This window comes from Fibrobacter sp. UBA4297, assembly GCF_002394865.1.
Taxonomy (GTDB): Bacteria; Fibrobacterota; Fibrobacteria; order Fibrobacterales; family Fibrobacteraceae; genus Fibrobacter.
Genome location: NZ_DGUZ01000017.1, coordinates 287927 through 310147, shown reverse-complemented (window position 1 = coordinate 310147; position 22221 = coordinate 287927). Strand labels below are relative to the sequence as shown.

The 22221-nt window shown below is 48.0% G+C and carries 14 protein-coding genes; 3 read left to right on the top strand and 11 right to left on the bottom strand.

Annotated features, from left to right (window positions below; all coding sequences use genetic code 11):
* Nucleotides 1-27: 27 nt before the first annotated feature.
* The 5 genes from B3A20_RS09555 to glyA form a co-directional block, all read right to left on the bottom strand.
* Nucleotides 28-855 (bottom strand): ABC transporter ATP-binding protein, encoded by an 828-nt coding sequence (locus B3A20_RS09555; protein WP_290764035.1) that lies wholly within the window; start codon nt 853-855, stop codon nt 28-30.
* Nucleotides 852-1550, bottom strand: coding sequence for a hypothetical protein (locus tag B3A20_RS09550; RefSeq protein WP_290764032.1), 699 nt, complete (start codon nt 1548-1550; stop codon nt 852-854). The genes B3A20_RS09555 and B3A20_RS09550 overlap by 4 nt, the downstream gene beginning before the upstream one ends.
* A 208-nt stretch (nt 1551-1758) precedes the next feature.
* Nucleotides 1759-3444, bottom strand: coding sequence for a carbohydrate-binding protein (locus B3A20_RS09545; protein ID WP_290764029.1), 1686 nt, complete (start codon nt 3442-3444; stop codon nt 1759-1761).
* 173 nt (nt 3445-3617) lie between these two features.
* Nucleotides 3618-7217, bottom strand: a complete 3600-nt coding sequence (locus B3A20_RS09540; RefSeq protein ID WP_290764027.1) for a fibro-slime domain-containing protein — start codon at nt 7215-7217, stop codon at nt 3618-3620.
* Between the two features lie 369 nt (nt 7218-7586).
* On the bottom strand, nt 7587-8870 hold the full coding sequence (gene glyA, locus B3A20_RS09535) for a serine hydroxymethyltransferase (protein WP_290764024.1): 1284 nt from the start codon (nt 8868-8870) through the stop codon (nt 7587-7589).
* A 69-nt stretch (nt 8871-8939) separates the two neighbouring features.
* Here glyA and B3A20_RS09530 point away from each other — a divergent pair, with 69 nt between their 5' ends.
* Complete coding sequence (locus B3A20_RS09530) at nt 8940-9593, top strand: class I SAM-dependent methyltransferase (protein ID WP_290764023.1); 654 nt, start codon at nt 8940-8942, stop codon at nt 9591-9593.
* On the opposite strand, the gene B3A20_RS09525 is transcribed toward B3A20_RS09530, so the two are convergent.
* From B3A20_RS09525 to B3A20_RS09505, 5 genes are all read right to left on the bottom strand, one after another.
* Nucleotides 9594-11291 (bottom strand): pectate lyase family protein, encoded by a 1698-nt coding sequence (locus tag B3A20_RS09525; protein ID WP_290764020.1) that lies wholly within the window; start codon nt 11289-11291, stop codon nt 9594-9596. It lies immediately after the preceding gene.
* Complete coding sequence (locus tag B3A20_RS09520) at nt 11281-12222, bottom strand: TIGR02147 family protein (protein WP_290764017.1); 942 nt, start codon at nt 12220-12222, stop codon at nt 11281-11283. Before B3A20_RS09520 ends, B3A20_RS09525 begins: the two co-directional genes overlap by 11 nt.
* Nucleotides 12223-12687: 465 nt before the next feature.
* Nucleotides 12688-14436 carry a GDSL-type esterase/lipase family protein gene (locus tag B3A20_RS09515; protein WP_290764013.1) on the bottom strand — a complete coding sequence of 583 codons (1749 nt, stop codon included), beginning with the start codon at nt 14434-14436 and terminating at the stop codon, nt 12688-12690.
* 170 nt (nt 14437-14606) lie between these two features.
* Nucleotides 14607-16460: a GDSL-type esterase/lipase family protein gene (locus tag B3A20_RS09510; protein ID WP_290764010.1), complete on the bottom strand. Its 1854-nt coding sequence runs from the start codon at nt 16458-16460 to the stop codon at nt 14607-14609.
* A gap of 17 nt (nt 16461-16477) precedes the next feature.
* Nucleotides 16478-19105 carry a hypothetical protein gene (locus B3A20_RS09505; protein WP_290764008.1) on the bottom strand — a complete coding sequence of 876 codons (2628 nt, stop codon included), beginning with the start codon at nt 19103-19105 and terminating at the stop codon, nt 16478-16480.
* A gap of 273 nt (nt 19106-19378) precedes the next feature.
* Between B3A20_RS09505 and B3A20_RS09500 the strand changes: the two genes are divergently transcribed.
* Both B3A20_RS09500 and B3A20_RS09495 read left to right on the top strand, forming a co-directional pair.
* Nucleotides 19379-20344, top strand: a complete 966-nt coding sequence (locus B3A20_RS09500) for a YihY/virulence factor BrkB family protein (protein ID WP_014547088.1) — start codon at nt 19379-19381, stop codon at nt 20342-20344.
* Nucleotides 20341-20940 (top strand): hypothetical protein, encoded by a 600-nt coding sequence (locus tag B3A20_RS09495; RefSeq protein WP_290764004.1) that lies wholly within the window; start codon nt 20341-20343, stop codon nt 20938-20940. Before B3A20_RS09500 ends, B3A20_RS09495 begins: the two co-directional genes overlap by 4 nt.
* 133 nt (nt 20941-21073) lie before the next feature.
* On the opposite strand, the gene B3A20_RS09490 is transcribed toward B3A20_RS09495, so the two are convergent.
* Nucleotides 21074-22093 (bottom strand): PD-(D/E)XK nuclease family transposase, encoded by a 1020-nt coding sequence (locus B3A20_RS09490; RefSeq protein WP_290764001.1) that lies wholly within the window; start codon nt 22091-22093, stop codon nt 21074-21076.
* Between the last annotated feature and the right edge of the window lie 128 nt (nt 22094-22221).

The following is a 22221-nucleotide window of genomic DNA, read 5'->3' as shown; positions in this document are numbered from 1 at the left end:
CTAAGACTTTGCACAGAAAACTTATATTCAGTGTATTAAATCTCTATAAATTTTCGATAGAGATGTTTGCACTAAATTAACATCAGCAGAGATTCCGGCAGCAACAAGAGCCGAGCGAATTTGTTCAAGAGTTGCATCTGTAGCATTTATCTTAAACGAAGTAGTATCGGTACTGACATCGGCAACTCGCCCGCTTTGCAAGACGCGACCGCAGTCGATAATGGCATAATCCGTTGCCCACTGGTCCATTTCGGCAAGCACATGCGAACAGACTATCGCTGTACCATTTTCTTCCTTGCGCCATTCATCAAGAAGTTGCCAAACCGTATCCCTTGAAATCGGATCGAGATTTGCAACAGGCTCGTCGAGAATCAAAAGCTTTGGGCTATGCAAAAGCGCACGGACAATCTGCACCTTTTGGCGGTTTCCGAGTGAAAGCGTTTCCAAGCGCTTGTCGAGAGGCGGCAACTTGAGGCGTTCAGCAAAAGATTTGCAGCGCTCTAGCATGGCACCATTTTCGCGCCAATTCTCTGCACCAAAGCCATAAAAGCCTGTAAAATACTGGAGGTATTCCTTGATGGAAAGTTTCGGATAAACGCCCGGATTTTCGAGAAGCACACCGTACTTTTCAGCATTCAGGAATCCCGCAGAATTCCGCAAGGACTCGTCAATTTTAACAGAGCCTTTAAATGCGCCCAAGCGTCCGCAAAGCAAGCGCAACAAAGTGGTCTTGCCAGCGCCATTTGGGCCAATCAGCGCATAGAAACTCCCTTGCGGGATATGGAGAGAAATATTAGACAGAGCATCTGCCGTAGATTTCGGATAACGGAATGTCACCGAATCGAGTTCAATCACGCGCAGAATTCCTTGACAGCAGGAGCCGGATTTTTGATAAGTTTGAAAGCATCCTTAGAAGCCTTGACCGCTTCCATCTGCACCTTTTCGGAAGCACGCTGCAAGTACTGGATGCAACGCCAATCCGTGCGGACAGCGGCAAGCTGCACCGGTTCTGTACGGCGGCGGATACTCACATATTCAAACGCATGGTAGTCCTGCTTGACCGCAGCTACTACAACAGCCGCCGTCGGATTTTCAATTTCTTGAATGTACTTCCAATCGCGTTCTACAGCGGCGACAAGCACTTTTTCACCAGCATTGTGAATAAATTTCAAAGCGTCCGCGCTCTGACGAACGGCCTCGGCCCAAAGATCATCGGAAGCGCCATCAATCTTACGGACAATGCGCCAATCCTCTGAAACCGCAACCTTAAGAAGAGCTGGATTTGTAATAAACTTGAGCAAGTTCGGTTCGGCCTTGAACGCCGTAAGAAACTTAGCCTCGTCCATGGCGTTAAGCGCCTGTTTCAAAGCTTCGCACGGGCCACATTTCACATAAAGAATGGCCTGCTCATTTTTTTCAAATGCAGCCTTTTGCACTGTTTCAGTTGGGTTCTGGATGAGACTGATGGCATACCAGTTCAGCTTAATCGCTTCGAGCTGCTGTTCTTCTGTGGGGTTTTCAATATTCTTGATTTCGGTCCAGGACTGCATAAAACCTCGTGTTTTCAAAACAAAGATAGGTTTTATTTTTGAGTAGGAAGTAGGAAGTAGGAAGTAGGAAGTTGTTTTTAGTGCATAAAGAAAGCCCTCGGGAGTGAGAGCTATTTATCATTGGTTATTAGTTATTAGTCATTAGTTATTAGTCATTAGTTATTAGTTATTAGTCATTAGTTATTGGTTATTAGTTAATAGTCTTTGGCTATTGCAAACGAACTTTCACGACATGCGAGCCTTGACCCGCTTCGCCATAACGCATGACGTAAGCGCCTTTTCGGAGTCCAGTCTTCACGAGATTCCAGGCTTCGCTTACGGAACCCGCCATCACATTCGCGGACTTAATCAGTTGGCCGTTCAAATCGAACACCTGGCAACGCACCATCGCTACGCCATGTTCAAACGCAATTTTCTGCACAATCGCATTTGTTGCCGAAGAACTTGATTCAACCAAATTCGCGGAACTTGAGGACTGCGGAACGGAACTTGAAGATTGCGCAGTTTCATCCACAAACTTAATCCAGTCGACATTGATATAGTTTGTATTGATTGTAAGACGAAGCGTCTGCTTGCCCGCAGCAAGTTCCAACTCGCCCGCTTCGACTTCGGAATACGTGACCCAATCGCCTTTAGACGGGATTTCAGTTTCAACCTTTTTATCGCCTACAGAAACAGTCACGGAAGACGCTGTAGAATTGCCAGTGGCGCCATTAATGACTACTTTGTACTTACCCGCCTTTTTCACATCGAGCGTGTACTCGAAATAATCGTCAGCACTCGTGTAGCCAAGCGCATAGCCAGAGCCGCCCTTGACAATGCCAGCATCATCGCTGCGGTAGCCTGTTTCATCGCTCTTGCCATCGGCATCGCTGTAAGCGTAGGTATCATAATTTTCGGCTTCAAGAGTTCCCGGAATTTCAATTGCGCCCTTGAACGGTTTGACTTCAATCGGTTCGCCCGAAACTTCAAGTTCAAGCGCCATAAATTCAATCGTGTACGTTCCGTCGGAATTCGGCTTGACCTCTTTACCCTTCTGGCTTACAGTCTTGCCCTGTGCTCCCTGAATCTTTACGCGAAGCGGCACGCTCTTTGGCATATGCGCATGCGGAGAAGTCCACTTGACGGTAAAACCGTTCGCTGTATTCGTCGCAGTTGCCTTGTCAATTGTGAAATGAGCACGCAGGTAAGCGCCCACCGTAGAAAACGTCGCGACCCACAAATTCTTGCTAACCGCATATTCAATAAGCGTCTTGATATCCGCCGTCGAAATCACATCCCAGTTGCCCACAACACCGTGATTCAGCTGCACGTGCCACTTGCCGCTCGCCGCCTGATCGAGGCTACTCTTGAAACTCGCGACATTGCTACTTGCCTGCCAGTAGTGAGAATCTATCTGCATCCAATCTGGTTCGTTATCCCAGCCCGTGAGGCCGCCGCCACCGCACCCGCGATTGATGAAATGTTCCTGGTTAATCGCATTTTTAACAGTCGCATTCTGGGCGCAATAAGGCGTTGCCAAGGAAGTCGCCTCCAGCCCCATGCTACGGAGCTTTGTGGCAGCACCGCCAATTTCTGAATTGAGGTCCGCACCCTGCGTCAAATTTTTGTGGTTGACCGTGTGGTTCCCGATTTCGTGGCCTTTCTTGGCATAATTCAAGTGCGGTTGCGAATTGGTCGAAAAATCCATCGTTCCCGTGCAAACAAAGAACGTCACCTTGGCGTCCATGTTGTCCAAGAACGTAAGGTTGTTCGTCTGGGAATGGAGACCATCGTCAAACGTGAAAGTGGCCGCGCCCGGATGACCGTTCCAAGGAACCGTCGTGATTAGGCCTGCAAAAGTAGAAACAGCAAGCGAAAAAGCCGCGCAAAGAGAAGTTTTAAAACATTCCATACAATATCTCCCATACATTTTTCTATGCATGAAAATACCCTCTTTTAAGGTAAAGAGAACAAACTACGTTACAAAAAACATTGACAAAATGCTAAAAGCACCCTGAATTGCAAAACGCAGGCTCTTTCGAGTCTGCGCATTTGGAATCTGTGGGTGTTGTATATGCTTCAATTTCAAAGACTATTTTTATGAGACAACGCGCCACCTTTACGGCGTACGCCCATCAATTTATCCCGAACCTGGTGTATATTTTTTTTCCCGTTCACGATAACCTTGATTTCAAGGCGTTCGATATAAACTCCGGTGCCCACTAAACGGCCATTATTAGAGCGCATATTCCAAGCTAGGAAAATTCTTCCCTTGGTTTTTAAGCAACCTTCTTCTCCATATAAATCACGATCCGAACATTTAATTGAACTGGAATAATCTCCAACAAATTCTCCCAAGTGACTGAAATACCGCGTATGGTAATAAAGTTCAACATCATCACCCGAAATTACAGTTTTTTCGCCACTGCGATATTCACCGATATTAAATTCATTTACATCGCCATTTTTTATGGCATCAATCAGTTCTTGGCTTACACCGGCTTGCAAAAGTTCTCTATCCATTTTTCCTTGTCGAATTGCATCGAACAAGTCTGCCTGCGTTACAGATAAAATTTCATCTATCGCAATGGTGGTATCGCGGCTCGCATCAACATTCGCTTCGACCATCGTCGCGATAAGCGCCTGGTCTTCCGGTCGAACTATTAATTTATAATTACCCTCGTTTATAGCTCCGTCTAAAATCCCGTTGACCGTCTCTTCGCTAAACCCGTAAGACGTATCCACAACTACGGTACGGATGTCGTTAAAAAGTTGCACAAGAGCTTCTTCTTCGCTGATGCTTGTAACGGTGGTGTCGTAGTGGACCGTATTATCAATTCGAGATTCAATAAACGCATCAAGATGATTCACTGCAGTCTGAGTCTGTTCAATCATAATTTTCGAGACATCGAAATCGACAAGACTTCCCTGAACGCCAAGAGAATCCCCTATTTCCTGAGCATTCTGCGCTGTGTTAGGAATAAGCAGAGCCTGTGTAACGGAATCCTTCTTGATGATATCATAAGGATCTTCGCCAATCAGTACCACATTGGGACTTTCAAGAGAAAGTTCCTGATCCCCGGCTATGACAACCCAAGGGTTCTCTTTATGGGCCTTATTTTGTGCAAGGTCCGTAACAATTCCATCAACGGTAAAACGAACGCGATCACCACTAGTCGGGAGCACCGCATCTTTTGCAGTCGCCCCGTAAATGAGCAACATGGTTTTATCAGCCCCTCCTTGCAGCATCGGATTTTCAGGAGTACGATTTTCTCCTGAACGTACACAGAGAAAATCGAACATTTGTACAAAATTCTTTTTGGATTCATCGGACACGGTTTCGCTGAAAGTAAGCAAGAGCATTACATTTCCACTATTATTTTTTGATTTTACAGCCGTAAGAATAACAGGCCCGACCCCATCAGCAATGGGTTCATTTTCCATATAGAAGCGACCAGTCTTTCCTTTGTCTTCATAGGTAAACCAATTGTTTAAACTTCCGACATAAACGTCCGAGGTGCCCCCTGTAAAGACCTTGCTTCCAAAGCCGCACACATCCCCAGAGCAATTTTGCGGAGTCAAGTTTTCAGCCGTAATTACAATATCATTTTCATTGACAATCGTAAACTTGGAGGTCGTATTAAACGATTCCCCAAAAGTAAACTGGATAGAATCGAGTTTGCTCTTTTGCTTGAGAGATTTATCAAAATGCACATACAAACTATCGGCACGACCATCACCGTTTCGGTCAATCGCAATGGCATTTGACACGCGGGGAACCGGCGGAGCCGCAAACACAAGGTCCGTCCACACGGACACACCTGCAGCAGCACCCTTCGCCGTAAGCGTCACGCCCGACACAGGCGCATTAGCACGGACAAAGAATGTTGCTTTTCCATTTGCATCCAAATTCACAGCATTGATTTTATTTCCGTCCACAGTATCCAAAATATCAATATTCACATCGGAGAATGATAGATTTATCTTTCGATTGTAATTGTTGACCTTCGCCCATTCTTCAAAAAAGGCGATATTCACTTGATAGGTCGCATACGCCCATTCGCCAATTTGCGCCGTATCGCCAGAAACATTTTTCCCGAGAATAGTCCAATCCGTCTTCATAAAAGCAACGCTTGGCACCGCATAAGAGGGAACCGTAATTTCAACTTTAGTCTTTTGGCTGGGATCTGCCTTCAACGTAATTTCCAAGAAGTAATGACCAGGAGCAAGGGCAACATTCGACACAATCGCCGCCGAGTCAATGTAGAATGTCGAATCGCTTGTAATTACGATGCCTTCGTAATGCGTTCCGACATCAAGAATTTCAGGTTCTGCAAGATTTCCGCCGGTGAGCGTAAACGTAGAGACGCCTCCAATCGTATCCAGTTCCGTTGAATTTGCATCGTAATTGCAAGACAGCTTTTTTTTCTTATTGATTTGCCAAATTTCAAAACGCTTTCCTTCATCGCGATTATCAGACGTCAAGAAAATCGACGCATCCACATGCAAGTCAATGGAGGTGCGCATGCGGAAATTCGAGGAACCCGTATGGCGTTCAACGTAAAAGATGTGGAAATCATAAGTCTTTCCAGGAACAAGCTTGTTCCCAGTATTTTGACCAATCGTATCGAGATCCACGGCACCCGCCACTTGGGCGTGCTGGCCACCGATATCTACAGCCAATCGATTATCAATAAACACCCAAACGTCATCGTCTCCATAAAAATCAAAATACTGCCCTGGAACATATTCAAAGGTCGCCTGAATTTTTGCAGTATAGCCAAAATTATGCTTGCCGATTTTTGTTCCCTTAAGTTGGTCAAAATAAGGATTCGGAACGGTCTTTGCATCATCGAGATATTCAAAATCATCCAGTAGGAACATGCCATCTGAATTCTTTTCGTTGCCTTCCGATATGCGGTCTTTCGACACTTCTGCAAGCCAAAATCCATCATCGTCCAAAGAAACATAAAGGTCGCGGCAAGTCATATTGGTGTACTCGTTACCCGCAGTATCCATGCCGATAACCTGTGGCAAGAACCAGCTATCCAAATGATCCGTAATCTTGCAGTTTTCCGGGAACGGATTTGCACGAACAGGAACGCCGTTTGGACCGAGATTGTATTCGACCATGCCCGTCACAGCCTTCGATTTGCCAGAGCATCCACCCGACCCAAAATCAGCGCTCACACCGTTTGCCGGGTCGCCATTTTTACCGCTACCGTCTCCATCGCCCTTAGTTCCATGAAGCCAGTCGTAAACAGTCACAGGAATTTTCTTTAGCGGGCAATCGCCAAGAACGCCAGGATATTTCGAAAATAGCGCGGGCACACCCGTCTTGTAGCCTTGAACCCAAATCGTATCCGAAAGGGCCACCACAGAATCAAGCGCAATTTCAGTCGCCATAGTCGGTTCCGTCGAGACCAAGCCTTCGGCGCCGACATAATTAAATCCGACGGTCTGTTTAAAGTAAACCTTGAAATCGCTTTCAGGGGCATCTACCGTAGCCTTGAACCACCCGCAGTAATTTTCAAGCGAAGTCATGGTGGCTACAGAATCGCCGCCCATATAAAGGACAGCATTCGTATTCGACCACGGAGTAAAGAAAGCAATTGTTTTTTGTTGGCCGCTTGCAAAAGCAGCCGTAATGCCTAGAAACAGCCCTAACACATATTTTTTCAACATCCCGACACCTTTTTTTGGGATAAATCTAAAACGGGAAGCGTACAAAATCACACAAAAAAAAGGCGAGCTTTGCAAAGTGTCCTCTACAGACAACACTTGTTTGGATTCTATCGCCACTGCGTGGCTCCAGAATGACAGTCGTGAGTAAAGCTTCCGTATGACACAAATGCAAAAAGCGGCCCGTTTTTAACGGGTCGCCTTTTAATCTTTCGCACCGAAGGTGCCATCTTTTACTCGAAGGACCGAAAATCCGCACTCATTCCTCAAAGGGAGCAAAGCGACCGCCCTCAGAACCTACAAGTAATTTTGCTCAGAATGACAACAGCAGTTAGCAGCAATTCCAAACCACTAACCACTGTTTACTAGCCACTACTTATAAAGCGGGTGCTTCTTGCAGAGAGCGACGATGTCTTCGCGAATCTTGGCGAGAGCAGCATCGTCATCCTTAGCCTGGATAGCGCGGTCGATGATGCGGGCCACTTCGCGGGTGTCTTCCTCGTCGAAGCCACGGGTCGTGATAGCAGCAGTACCGAGACGAACACCGGACGGATCCATCGGCTTGCGCGGATCGAACGGAATCGTAGAACGGCTGCAGGAGATGCCGACCTTTTCCATGGCCACTTCGGCTTCCTTACCGGAAACGCCCTTGGAAGTCATATCGACAACGATGAGGTGGTTGTCGGTGCCATCGCTAATGACCTTGTAGCCGAGCTTCTGCATTTCAGCGCAGAGAGCCTGAGCGTTCTTGATAACATTCTTTGCATAGACCTGGAATTCCGGCTGCAAAGCTTCGAGGAATGCAACGGCCTTACCGGCGTTGATGTGGTCATGCGGACCACCCTGCATGCCCGGGAACACGCCCTTGTCAATTTCCTTGGCCAAAGAAACGTCCTTGAGTTCGCCCTTCACCATCTTCTGGATCGTGCGGTCCTTGCACATGATGATAGCGGAACGCGGGCCACGGAGAGTTTTGTGGGTCGTGGTCGTCACGATGTCAAAGTACGGCACCGGAGAATCAATAGCCTTACCGGCGATGAGACCTGCAATGTGAGAGATGTCAGCCATGGTGAGGGCGCCAACTTCATCAGCGATTTCCTTGAAGCGCTTCCAGTCGAGGTTACGGCTGTAGGCAGAGAAACCAGCGAGGATCATCTTCGGCTTTTCGCGGAGAGCAATTTCGCGGACCTTGTCCATATCGATGCGACCAGTTTCCTTATCGACTTCGTACTGCACGAAGTTGTAGAGCATGCCGGAGAAGTTCACCGGATGACCGTGAGAAAGGTGTCCACCATGGTCGAGCTTGAGGCCGAGGACCTTGTCGCCCGGTTTGAGAACGGCGAAGTAAACAGCAGCGTTAGCCGGAGAACCGGAAAGCGGCTGGATGTTCACGTGGTCGCAACCAAAGAGCTTCTTGCAACGATCGATAGCGAGAGCTTCCATTTCGTCGATAACTTCGTTACCACCGTAGTAGCGCTTGCCAACGTAACCTTCACTGTACTTGTTCGTGAGCACAGAACCCATGGCTTCCATCACAGCCTTGGAAGTGTAGTTTTCAGAAGCGATAAGTTCGATACCATATTCCTGGCGTTCGGCTTCCTTCTGGATGATGTTATAGATTTCCGGATCGGTCTGTTGCAATGTAGATTTAAGCATTATAGCTCCTTTAAAGTTCGCACCGCAAATATAGTAAAATTTTGTATATTACCCCAAAAAGGATAGACCATGTACCCAAATAAAGTTCGCCGTGATATTGCCATTCTCGTTCCGCCCGATGTTAAAAGTGTTCTAGAAATCGGAGCCGGATCCGGCAGAAACTGCGTTCTTTACCCGAAAGACGCCTACAAGGTCGCCATCGAGCCCGAAAATCGCGAAGATATGCAGACTGCGGACAAGGTTCCGGGCGGGTTCAACGAATACCACCACGTCTTTTACGAACAGTACACCGAAGACCGCAAGTTCGACCTCATTGTCATTTGCGATGTTCTGGAACATGTAAATGACCCGGTAGACATGATCAACTTCTGCAAGAAGCATCTGAATCCGGAAGGCCACATCCTGATTTCACTCCCGAACTTCTTGAGCATCGAGACGATTTTCCAGATTCTCGTGTTCCGCGACTTCCGCTATGTGCGCGTGGACCAGGGCGAACGCTGCTATGGCGTCCTGGACATCAACCACAAGACGTTCTGGACCAAAAAGAGCTTCCGCCGTTTCGCAAAAGAAAACGGTCTCGAAATTGAGCAGACTATTGGCATCCGCAAGCAGCTCAAGTTCATGCCGAAGCTCCTCGCACACAGCAACTTCTTGCCGTTGCAGTACGGCTTTTTAATCAAGGTTAAGGATTTCAAGCCCAACGAACGTCACTGGGGAATGTAATTACCGGGGACCAGCCTCATTCCTCACACGGACCGCCAACTCCGCGCTAGAATCATCTACAGAGACCTTGTAAGCAGGCCTAAACCCAAGTGCATCGCCTGAAATATTTTCGCCACTACGGCCAAACCAGTTGTCTATCATGTAAACATAGCCTTCCGTAGCCTTATCCGGCGAGCCATCTTCAATTTTCAGGCGATAGTCCCGAACAGGCACATTGTTATTGTAAACATTACCTTCAATGTAACAAGACGCCGAATCCGAGCATTCCATTCCAGCATCCCCCACATCGTAGATGAAATTGTTATAGGCATGAATTTTACCACGACGCGCAAGCACGCCTCGAAGTTCCAAGTTCGAGAAGTAATTGTGATGCAAAGTCAACGTCTGTGCTGAATCAACGAAAAGGTCCGGTTCCAGCCCAAATAAAATGCCTGACTGCGCATTTTCAAAACGATTCCATGAGAGCGTAACCGCATTTGAGCCTCGCTTGACATCAACCAAGATTAGCGGATACTCTTCAAACGTGCAATGGTCCACCCAGACATGGTGCGTGCGGTTATGGATAGAGAGCGCGCGGCGGCTCGTCGTATCAAGAGCAGTTATCGCTGGCGCCGTAAAAGTCAAATTTTCAAAAATGAGATTGGACGATTCATTTGTCAAAATTCCCATACCGGTAATGCGAATATCGCGCCCACGGCCGTCCACAGTTTTATCAGACTTTATTCGCAGTGGAGAGCGTAAATTATACGTACCATCTTTTTCAAAAAGAATCCAGACAGGCGTCTCCTTCTCGGCGCATTCACGGAAAGAGCCCTGGGACAAAGCAACCTTCGTCCCGTAATTTCCAAGCGAATCCACTTTTGAAGAATCTACCACGTCAATCAAATCATCCGTTGTCGTAACAATGCAAATTTCGCCTTCGGCCTTTTCAATTTTCCCCGTGCTATCGGTTCGGCCAGAAGCTCCGAGCGTCCCTGTGGCATAGCCTTGGAGCTGTTTGAGCAATTCATCGTGAGCGCTCCAGTCGCTTTCCGGATAATCAGAGGCTTTAGCTATTTCAGGCTTCACCACCTTAATGGTCGATGACGTGTCGGAACCATCCACAAACAAGGTGTCCCCCGCATTGGATTGCACCACCGTCGAATGTACTTCTTCCGGGTCGCCAATTTGCACATCGAAACTCCCCTGCGGAAGCGAGTCAATCACAAAATGGCCCGTACTGTCAGGAACAACATAACGGTCTAGGCCCGCCACGCGGACAACCGGCGATTCACCAAGCACCACATAACCTTCGATTGACGAAAGCTCGCCAAGCTTGATGGTATCGACCTTGGAATCGGCCTTGGCGTCAAGCGCTATAGAAAGCACAGCGCCCGTGGCTTCCGTTTCGCTCACATTGCGAGCTTCAATGGTATAGCGACCATTGCGGACTTCGAATGAAACGTGCCCATCCTCATTGGTTTCATTCCAAGCTTCTTCCGCAGGGCCGCTAGAAAGGTAATTGTCCGGCAAAATGCGGACACGCGCCATCGAAGCGGGCGTTCCATCCGCCATTTGAACATACAAAGCAATAGTTGACTCGGCTTCGGTGCCACCAGCCACTTTGCCGTTATCACCACAAGCCACAAGGCCAAAAGAAATCACGCCAAGCAAAGCCAACAAGCGCATTTGAGCAACCGTCATCCAACTAGTTTTCATGATTGCCCCCTTGAACTTCGGCAGGTTCGCGAGATTCATCCGTGATTTCACGAGAAGCATTCTGTATTTCGGCACCGCGAATGCGGCGTTTGCGCCCACGCCTTTGCGGTGGCGGATACGGGTCCGAAAGCGGGAAAAGTTGCATGCCGAGCTGGAAAACGCGATTCGGCTTTTGACACGCACCTACTTTAGCAAGCACTTCGCGACGGAAGCGGCGCACCATTTCCACAAGTTCTTTATAAGTCGCTTCGTCACAGCCAAACGCAAGCGTCGAAAGATTGCGTTCACCGCGATCAAAGCGGTCCATCGCCGTTTGCGCCACGTCCAGATTCTGTTGGATGTAAGCGTTCACCGCCGTATTGTACGATTCAAAGCCACTCGAAACAAGACCTTGCGTTTGTTCATAAAATCCTGTTTGCTCGTTTTTCTTGATCATCGACAAGCGTTCCAAAAGCGCAATCGAAGACTTTACCTGGCTTGCAGAAATCGGCGGGCGCACCATAAGGCCCAAAGCGGCATCGTCACCCACATACGGGTAAAACGTCACAAGCTCACGAACGACAGCATGGTACCAATGGTCAAAATATTCAAACTGGTCCTTCGCCAAGTTTTCCACCTTGCATTCCTTGGACGCCACAAGCTTTTCCAGGAATTGGCGGCTTTCAGTATGCGTTTTAGCCTGGTTAAAAGCAACCATGTTTGCAAAGTACGCTTTTTCGCGTTCGTCACTGCAAAAGATAGACGCAAAAACTTCAACAATGCGGTCGGTCAAATTGCGCTTGCCCTGCAAGATCTTATTGAACATCGATGAATCGAACCCCGCTTTTTCGGCAATAAAACGATGGCTAAAACGCCAATCACTTGCATGGCGCTCTTCGTAGGCGTCTTTCAAAAAATCGCGGTAATTCAGATATTCAAAAATATTGATCATTAGGCTATAAACTATGAGGTCGGGGCTTCGCCCCTTTGAGGTCTGAACTTGTGATTGTCATGCCCGATTTAATCGGACATCTCCTTTTATTAGAAAGAGTTACTAATAGTAATATACATTATTGTCCACAGTTTTGCAAATTTTATGTCCACATTATGTTATAAAAAAAATGTGTTATTTTTTTTGAAAAATCTAAAAAAGTTCATTTTTTACGTGAAAAATATTGAATTATCAGATTTTCTCACGTAAAAATTCAGACAAACTTATTAAAAATTCAGCAAAAAGTATCTTTCGCCACCTTTTAGACAGTGTTTTAAGCTTTAAAAGCTCAAAATTTTTCATTTTAAAGCAAAAATCCGCATTCAAGCGGATTTTAACTACATACAACATCAAAATTTTACGTGAATATCAAGCTTATTTTGAAGATATTCACGTAATATCCAACAAAAAATAGAATTTTGGTTTTTAATAGCGGAAGTAGTTGCCTTTGGGGAGGTTTCGCAATTCCGACTGATTGCGAACATTTTGCACTTTTTGGCCAAGCGCATTGACCGTGATGCCTTTGGCTCGCGGCTTTGTCGCAAGTTTTGTCGGAACAATCGAAACAGGTCCCTGCTGATTTTCGCGAGCGGCCTTGCAACCGGTACGATAAACATCCTTCATATCAAACGCAATCATGTCGATATTCGGGCCGCCATCTGCCGTCGCCGACTGTAAAATCACTTTGAAGTCCAAGGCATCCACCCAGACGTTGTCAATATAGACCGTATCCCACTTGTCCCAGCTTCCGGTGGACTTGAAAGTCACATCGTAGGTGCCATTATCTACCGTAACCTTCATATCGCGATTAGCGCTTCCCGAAAACGAATAGCGGATCATCACACGGGCCTTTTCTGCAGACTGGTCCGAAGTCACCATGTACGTGGCCTTGCTGTAGGCAGAATTATCAAGATTGAAGAAACCGCCGCCAGTATAGCCTTCATGATTCTTTTCAGTCCAGCCATCTCCAAATTCAGGTTCCGCCATGTCAATCACTGACGGCCAAGCATCCGTACCAGCCTTGAGCGAGCACAGAGCTTCGTCAAGTTCCTTGACTTCCACTTCACCGCTTGAACTGCTCGAACCGCCACCAGGACCTTCTTCGTAAGAATCTTCCGAAGCATGAGAAATCGGCGTGCAAGCTGCACCGCCCTTGAACATCGCCGTGTACGTGATGTCGCGAGCCTTCGTCTTGAAGCCGTAATAAATCATGTCCTTCGAGAGCTCGTTGCAGTCATCATCGACCCACTTTTCAAACGTCTGGCCGTTCGGCGTCACACGAAGCGTCATCGGGGAACCCGCCGGGAAATACTGCGTCTGCGTAATGAGGCCGTTGTAATTCGAGAGGTTCGTCTTGACCTTGATGGTATAACGCTTCTTAATCGCAGACACAAGCGTCGTAAGCGCAGCCTTTGCATCGGCAGAGAGGTTCGTGTTGGACTTGAGATTATCTGCAAGCTCTTCGCAAATCATCTGGGCGTGGCCCATCGAGCCCATTTCCTGGAAGTGCGTCGTACCATCGTTCACACCATCAGGGAAATTCGGGTATTCACCCTTTTCCAGCTTTTTGTAGAGATAGCGGGTCACATAATCGCCCATACCTTTGTACGTATTGTTATACGTGTTGTACGACTTCATGTTCAAATCGACAAACGGAATCTTGTTGTTCTTGGCAACCGTCTGCATCATGCCGCGGGCATCGTAGTTGTTAGAGCCCGTCGAGAACACGTTGCGGCTACCGTTCAAGTTCATCGGAGAGACGAGGACGACATTGGCGCCCTTGCCCTTGCCAGCATCGACATACTGTTGGATGAATCCAGAGAACTTCGACGGCTCCACATAACGCGCGGCCTTTGAATAGTCGCGGTCATTATGGCCAAATTGCACAAAGAGGTAGTCGCCCTTTTGGAGCTTTCCCTTGACCTCGTCCAAGCGGCCTTCTTCGATGAACGTTCTAGAGCTACGGCCACCGATTGCATAGTTAAGGACTTTCACACGGGAGGCGTCAAAGAAATGCCCAAGCACCTGGCCCCAGCCCGTTTGCGGATAGACGTTATCCTTATACGTCTGCACGGTCGAATCGCCCACCACGTAAATCGAAAAACTGGTGGAATCGCTTACAGCAACACCTGTGAAAACAGCGGCAGCAAGAAGATATTTGAATACAGATTTCATAAGCAGTGGTTAGTCAATAGTTGTTGGTCATTAAGTGCGAAGCACGTCATTCTGAGGAGCGTTGCTCCGAAGAATCCTGTAGCATTAAAAAACTTTACTAGATCCTTCGACTTCGAGGCAACGCCTCTTCGCTCAGGATGACATTTCGTCTAACTTCTAAGTTCTAAATTCTATTTCACCTTTGCCCAAGTCGCAACAAGCTTTTCACGACCCTGGCGAACGACAACGCGGTAAACTCCGTTTGTACGCACGAGAGAAGACATATCCACCTCGCCCGCCAAAACAGCCTTACGCACGACAAGACTTCCGCTCATATCGAACACGCTTATGTCAGCACGTTCCGGAAGCAAAAGCTTATCGCCAAGGAGCTTTGCTCTAGCCGCCATCTTGATACCTTGCAGCGATGTCGGAATTGAATCCTTAGCATCCTTGCAATCCACACCAACACGGCAGACACCATCTAGATTAAAGCCAAACGCATCAAGGTTCGGAGCACCATCAGAAGTCACCGACATGAACTTGAGTTCGGCTTCGCCCTGCGGCGCATCCATCACAACGTAAGCGGTATCCCACTTGTCCCAGCCACCTGTCGGAGGGGCGCTCAAATAGTAGTCGTGGTCAAGGTAGGCATTGAACATACGGTCTGTAGAACCGCCATTAGCGTAACGCACAGCAAGCGTCACGTAGCCTGCACCGGGGAACTTCACCTTGTAACTTGCAAACGACACGTTCGTGTTATCCAAGTTGAAATAGCCATCGCCAATATAGCCAATCCATTCCGTTTGGGTCCAGCCAATTCCTGCAGTATCCGGCTTACTTGCGTCAAAGAATTTCTTGATATCCTTATCCACCTTGGTTTCTGTTTCTTCACTGCCACCAATCGGCGTGAACGGTTCAAACGTCACATCGTCAAGGCTCTTCGGAGTCGTTGTCGGGAATGCGGTCAAAGCCTTGCCATCGCCCGTGTACTTCTGGGCGGTACCGCCTTCATACACTGCAGTGAACTGCGTCGATGCAGAACCCATGACAAACGTGTGGATGTACGGAGACTTTACATTGGAGCGGCTCGGGGCGCCGACCTTGTTGCCGTTACCGTCATACCAGCCCAAGAACTTTTTGCCGGACTTCGGAATGGTCTTGAGCATAACCGTCATGCCCTTCGGGTAGTAAGCGCTAAGAGAAGTCGCTTCGGCAGCGCCTTCCGGGCTCACCTTGACATCTACCTGGTACATAGGCGCCATGTAGTCGCCAAGTTTTTTCACAATCGGATCCTTGTGGGCGCGCATCTGTTCTGTAATGATACGTCCAAAGGCATTCGCACCGTTCATCTGTAAATGCACCTGGTCCGTCTGGTCACTGCCCAAGTTGCTATATTCAGATTTTGTAGCATAGTTGAAGATAAACTGTGCCGAATAGCGTTCGCCCACAGAAATCATGTAGTTCGCGACCATTTCGCTCATATCGATAAACGGCACATTGAGTTCTTCGGAAAGTTTCTGGTTAAGAGCCGGGTAGCCACGATAGCTGTTATGGATCTGCGTTGGAGAATCATAGTACAAGCGACGAATCGGGCTCATGATAATCGGATAAGCGCCTTTCGCCCTGACATCGCTCACAAGCTTTTTCATGTTGGAGGCAAAGAAGTCTTCCGTGCTGTAGTTCACGTCGTTAATACCGAACTGGACAACGACGTAGTCGCCAGCCTGCAACTTGTCCGCAATGCAACCACCATTGGAGCAGCCCTTCTTAAAGAACATGTCGTAATAGCCGACCGCGGTGTTACCCTTTTTGTCCTTACCGCCGCCACCAAGCGACATGCCACCCTGTCCACGGTTCACCACTGCCGCCTTGTTTACATCGAACCAGTAATGAAAATCCTGGCCCTGGCCCTGTTTGGGATAATAACCATCAGCCCAGTCCTGCATGGTGGAATCGCCAAGCATATAAATTGTAACCTTAGCCATTGCAAGTGGAGCCGCAATCATCGAAGTCGCAACAACGCCCTGCCAAAATTTGCTAAACATTCCCATATTCAAACCTCTTACTTCGCAGCGTTGTGCATGGACTTCGAAATCACGCGACCGTTCAATTTCACAACCATCATGTAAGCACCACGCGGGAGCATTTCGCGGTCAAACATCACCTTAGACGTTCCGGCAGTCACATTGCGGGAGATTCCGCCAACGAGCTTACCTGTCACATCAAAGGCATAGATTTCAGCAAGGCCTGCTTCGCGCGTTCTAAGAATTCCCGTTACCGGATTATAAACATTCGGCCTGAACGACTGAGGCGCAATCGATACCGGCTTGTCAACAACCTGCGTTCCATCGTAAAGTTCTACGCCGTCAATTCCGAACGTGAACATATCGACATTCGGGCCACCGTCACTTGTCATCGACGTCAGCTTAAGCGTATTGACACCAGCTTTCAGTTTCACGTCAATAGTCGCTTCTTTATACGTAGTCCAGCCTGTAGGCGGGAAACTCAACGTACCTGCAGATGCGCCATTCATATAGACAGCCATGCTACGGTCACTATTTCCGCCATTGGCAAAGCGGATGGACAAAGTAGTCTTAGCTTCGGTCTTCGAGAAGATTTCCCAAACGCCATAGCTAGAAAGAGCGTTGTCAAAGTTAAAGTAACCGTTTTGGAGGAACCCTTCGTTTGTTTTTTCGGTCCACCCCACACCATCCTTCGGCGTGGAAGCATCCATTGTGGACTTACCGTTGTTTACAACTGGAGTCGAATCCGCAGGGACATTTGCACTCTGACCAGCAAGGTAAACTTCCGGCTGTTTGAGTTTCTTCACCATGTCCGGCATAAAGAATCCCACATGCGGCGGCTGGTTGTATGCCGTATTTTCGGAGGCAACCGCAGTACGGTACGTGGCGTCGTGCATCAAGGTATAGACGCGATGCGGGCTTGTAACTGGAGTGGCAATGATATAAATCGTCGTCGGATCCTTTTCAGAGCGCACAACGAGTTCTTCACGCCAGTCACCAAAGAGGTCGGCAACGAGGCTCGGAGTATTCTTGGTGCCATTGCAACCCGTTACACCAAGCGCCGTCGGGCCATCAAAGTAAACTTCAGCCACGGTATCCTTAGAATTGAACTTGGTCACGTAAGCACCGTCCAAAAGTTCATCGTAGGCGTCACCGTCGAAGTAAATGCGGAAGTTCTGCGAAACAGCCGGAGAACCGATTTTTTCGTGCTTGACAGTGAACATTCCACCGCCCTTTGCAGACCACATTTCGTAACCACGATGGGTCGAGTCGACATCGGCAGCCATGCCGCGACCATTATCGACACCAGGCTGAGCCGATCCCCAGATAATCGTACCATCATGGGCACGAAGTTCATCGGTATATTTTGCAGTCGTATGTTCATGCACATCCCAAACTTCCAAACCCGGGCGGTCCGGATCCAGATCACCGATATGGTGAGCGTCGCCATGACCAAGACCAGTGCGGTAGCGCAAAGTACCATCATGGTTCAAGGCTGCAGCACCGAAGAATACCTCATCATAGCCGTCGCCATCAAGGTCTGCCGCCTGGAGGCTGTGGTTTCCTTCGCCATAGAGACCCTTGCCAGGGTCTTCAGACTTGTGGTACCAGCGTTGCTTCAATGTTTTGCCATCAAAATCATACGCAACCACATAAGCAGACGTGTAATAACCACGTGCAAAAATTGCACTCGGATGGACGCCATCCAAGTAGCCAGTCGCAGCCAGGTAGCGTTCGCAACGGTTACCGTAATTGTCGCCCCAGTAGCCCTTGCCATCCTTGCCCTTCACATGCTGGTTGATGTCTCGACTCGGCACAAAATCAACCGTCGAAACCGCAGCGCCATCAGCACCGCGGAAAACGGTCAAGTATTCCGGCCCCTTAAGCACAAGGCCGTTACCGTCACGATAATCCTTGGACTTGTCGCCCACAGCCTTGCCCGTACCATCAATCGTTCCGTCGGCAGTCTTCACAATCATTTCGGCTTTGCCGTCACCATCGTAGTCAAAGACCTGGAATTGCGTGTAATGAGCACCTGCGCGGATATTCTTGCCGAGGTCAATGCGCCAAAGGCGCTTGCCATTCAGCTTGTAGGCATCAATAAACACGGTACCCGTATAACCCGTTTGCGAGTTATCATGAGCGTTAGACGGATCCCATTTGAGAACCAATTCATATTCGCCGTCACCATCGAGGTCAGCCGTGCTCATATCGTTCGGAACGTAAGTGCACTTTTCACCGTTCGGCATAGTCTGTGCTGCAGGCGGCTCCACTTTAAAAGTCTTATATGGGAAGGATTTTCCGCTATTGGAGACCGTTTTATCCAAAACAACAGAAAGCGGAGACTTCGTCTGTTCCTTGCCGTCCACAACAGCGGCAACTTCGTAACTGGAAGTCACCTTTCCGTCACTATCCAGGAAATTCGTTCCGTCCGTTTTTCCGATGGAGGCAATCTTCTTTCCATCACGATAGAGGACAAATTCCGTCGCCGGGTCATCGGTGCCCAACAAGCGCCAGCTAACAAGCATTCCCTTGCCCACATTTGACGCGACAAGGCCGCGCGTCAAGTTTTCCATTTGACGAGGCGCAGCAAAAGATGGAACAGCAAGCCCTGCAGCAAGCGCAGAACTTACAAGAATAGACTTGAAATTACGATTGGATCCCATATACAACGCTCCTAACGGTGTAAAACCAAACTCTTGTTTCTTTCAAATATAATCTCTTTTCAATAAAAAGTCCACAGTTTTTATTATATTTTTAACTTTCAAACGATAATTTGCTAGAAAAAGTCCACAAAAGGAATTTATTATTTGTCTACATTAGCAAACCTGTTTTTAGGAAATTTCGACCACAAAAAGTACAGTTTTTCGAAAAAAAAACGAAACGAAACGCGCCAAAAGTTCTCGTAAGTCGTTCCTTTAACTATATTTAACACGAGTATGCCGCATTGGTGGAAAAATTTTTCGTGGGAATGGCTGTTCGATCATATCGCAGCCCGTTCTCCGACATTTGTAAAAATCATGGTTGTCACCGGAAAGTCATTCCTGTACTATCACGGAATGACCCGTGCCGCATCTTTGACCTACACGACGCTCGTGGCAGTCGTTCCACTCCTCATCATGCTCACCTCCATCACTCTCGCTGTCGGGTTCGGAAACTTCATTTCGGACTACCTCCCCATCGTGATTGACATGCTCAATCTAGACTGGCCGACCGAGCAAATCATGGACATTGTCGAAAACGCCGAGCACATCCCCATCAAAAAGCTCGGATTTATCGGTGCAGGCGGTCTTTTTGTCACGTTTATCCTCGCATTCGGAAGCCTCGAAACGAACTTCAACGTCGTCTGGGAAAACAAGACTTCCAGAACTTTGATTCGCCAAATCAAGATTTACACACCATTCCTCCTCATCGGGGCTGCCGTAGTCGGCATGTTCGCAGGTTTCGTGAACCATGTGCAGAACGTGCTCAAAGTCATCATTGTTGACGGATTCCACTTTTCGCCGGAAGTCATCAAGGCGCTCATCACCGTATTCTGGTACTCGGCCTTCCACATCGCGGCTCTCCTCGTGATTTTCATTATGCTTTATGCGCTCCCGGCGCGCCCGGCAGGCCACAAGCCCTACACCCGCCGTAAGCTGTTCTTGGCGTCGATGCTCTCGACTTTGCTTTCTTGGCTTGCCATCAACATCTACGTGAAGATTCTGATGCTCATCCAGACGGCAATGGTCACGCGCATGTCCATTTTCTATGGATCACTAGCTTTTATTCCACTATTCCTCTTCCTGCTCTTTGGCGTTTGGTCCATCATTTTGTGCGGCAACAGTCTCGTGTGGACGATTTGCCACTGGCCCGCGGTCAGCGCAAAGAACTGGAGATGGGAAGGAAACACGGACGGACTATGAAAACAAAACTTTTGACATCTCTCCTCATGGCGCTCTCGCTCGCCGTAAGTTCCCACGCAGAACTCCAGGGTTCCAAAGATTACGAACCGGGCAAAGCCGAATCTTCCGATTGGAGCGCACTTCTGGGTGTTAGCGGCGGCAACTCCCTTATCGCCCGCGACGGTACAATTTTTATGAACCTCCGCGTCGGCATCGTATTGAACCCGCACATTAGCTTGGGCGCTTATTTTTCGACCATCCTCAGTGACGTGAAAAATCCGAAAGTTCGGCACCCGCAAATGCTCGACTACCATTCGTACGGCATTTTCGCCGAACCGGTCGTTTTCCGCAGCGGCTTGTTCTCGATTTCGCTCCCGGTTAGCATTGGTGGCGGCAGCGTGAACTTCTTGAACAAGGGCGACGAAGACGGATTCAAGTCTGACGACGCTTTCTTTACGTCTGACTTTTCGGCACAATTCAACTTCCGCGTGACAAAGCTCCTTGAAGTTTCGATTGGCGGCGGCTACAGGCTTTTTGCCGGCATCGAAGAAAACAACTTGAAGAACAAGGATTTCCGCACTCCGTTTGGCGAACTGAGATTCACGTTTAAGGAATAAGCGCGAGGCGCAGTAGGAAGTAGACAGTAGACGGTAGGAAGATAGCCTCAGTCATCCTGAAGCGTAGCGACAGAATCCATATTTTTCAAAAAAAGCCCGGTAGTGAATGAACTGCGCGGGCTTTTATTTTTTCTCAGCGTTGTACACGACGCTTAGCAATTTCTTCTAGCAGGACGCCTGAAATGGCGGAAATGTCTTCATCCGTAAATTTAGGATTGGCAAGCATAGCATCGACCATTTCAAGCTTGGCTTTTTTTTCAACCTCTTTTCGGCTTTCTTCAAGCCCTTCCTTTCGGCCCTCTTCAAGTCCTTCCTTTCGGCCCTCTTCAAGTCCTTCCTTTCGGCCTTCTTCTCGACCTTTTATTTTTGCATAAGCGAAACAACAGGCAAGTTCCTCTTTTGTAGTCATTTCTTTCTCCGCTTCGGTTAGGGTTGTCTTGTCCAGATTTTCGATTTTGATGCGGTTCAAGGCTTCGTTGACTATGTCATTCCCAAAGTCTGGGAGGGGCTTGCCCTCGTGCGCGTGCTTAAGCACGTAGAGCCACATATCAACGGGGTCTTTCACTTCGTCTGCGGTCTTGTCGAACCTTGGCAGATTAACCATAATATACTTATTTTTAGGGAAAACCGTTTCTGTGCAGCCTTTGCTCAGCGATTCCCTGCTGTAAACGGCCCATTCGTCAATGTAGCTCCCCATTGTCTGCGGCAATTCAAAGTCGCAAATCCAGATGGAAATGCATTCCGGGATTTCGTAGCGCCTTCCCTCCCTCTCTTCTTTGGTGAGCGCCTTGAACTCTTCCGTATTCTCCATATCCTGTTTTCCCTTGATAATCAGGAACGCTTTATATAATACGGTCCGGTCGATAAAGAATCCATGGTCTGCCTTTTGCATTTCGATGTTGAGAAACCGATTGGAACCGGTCGTAGCAAAAGCGTCTAGGGAAATTTTCCGTTCTTTGGGAACCATGAAACGGATCGCTTCGTCGAATGAGTATTTTAAATCTTTTATTCGGTCATCTCCTTTGAGGTGAAGAATTCCGTCAACAAAGTCCTTGATAGCGTCCTTGCTGGCGAACAAGTTCTTGAAACCTGTATCGGTTCTCGGGTCGATGTATGTTTTGCCTTTCAAAGTTTCTGGAATAGATTGATTCATAAATGTCCCTCCGGTAAGTTTAGAGGCTTAATCTACAACAGAAATTTTTAGAAAAGCGATACTTTGCAAATTTTGCAATCAATTGGTTGCAAAAGCCTTTATTTTGTCAACAGTTGTTTGCAAAGAAA

Bases quoted from the DNA above. Each gene is read 5' to 3' on its own strand.
- glyA (WP_290764024.1), bottom strand. From the start codon at position 8,870: ATGCTTAAATCTACATTGCAACAGACCGATCCGGAAATCTATAACATC.
- B3A20_RS09515 (WP_290764013.1), bottom strand. From the start codon at position 14,436: ATGAAATCTGTATTCAAATATCTTCTTGCTGCCGCTGTTTTCACAGGT.
- B3A20_RS09505 (WP_290764008.1), bottom strand. From the start codon at position 19,105: ATGGGATCCAATCGTAATTTCAAGTCTATTCTTGTAAGTTCTGCGCTT.
- B3A20_RS09530 (WP_290764023.1), top strand. From the start codon at position 8,940: ATGTACCCAAATAAAGTTCGCCGTGATATTGCCATTCTCGTTCCGCCC.
- B3A20_RS09500 (WP_014547088.1), top strand. From the start codon at position 19,379: ATGCCGCATTGGTGGAAAAATTTTTCGTGGGAATGGCTGTTCGATCAT.
- B3A20_RS09490 (WP_290764001.1), bottom strand. From the start codon at position 22,093: ATGAATCAATCTATTCCAGAAACTTTGAAAGGCAAAACATACATCGAC.
- B3A20_RS09545 (WP_290764029.1), bottom strand. From the start codon at position 3,444: ATGGAATGTTTTAAAACTTCTCTTTGCGCGGCTTTTTCGCTTGCTGTT.
- B3A20_RS09525 (WP_290764020.1), bottom strand. From the start codon at position 11,291: ATGAAAACTAGTTGGATGACGGTTGCTCAAATGCGCTTGTTGGCTTTG.
- B3A20_RS09510 (WP_290764010.1), bottom strand. From the start codon at position 16,460: ATGTTTAGCAAATTTTGGCAGGGCGTTGTTGCGACTTCGATGATTGCG.
- B3A20_RS09550 (WP_290764032.1), bottom strand. From the start codon at position 1,550: ATGCAGTCCTGGACCGAAATCAAGAATATTGAAAACCCCACAGAAGAA.
- B3A20_RS09495 (WP_290764004.1), top strand. From the start codon at position 20,341: ATGAAAACAAAACTTTTGACATCTCTCCTCATGGCGCTCTCGCTCGCC.
- B3A20_RS09520 (WP_290764017.1), bottom strand. From the start codon at position 12,222: ATGATCAATATTTTTGAATATCTGAATTACCGCGATTTTTTGAAAGAC.
- B3A20_RS09540 (WP_290764027.1), bottom strand. From the start codon at position 7,217: ATGTTGAAAAAATATGTGTTAGGGCTGTTTCTAGGCATTACGGCTGCT.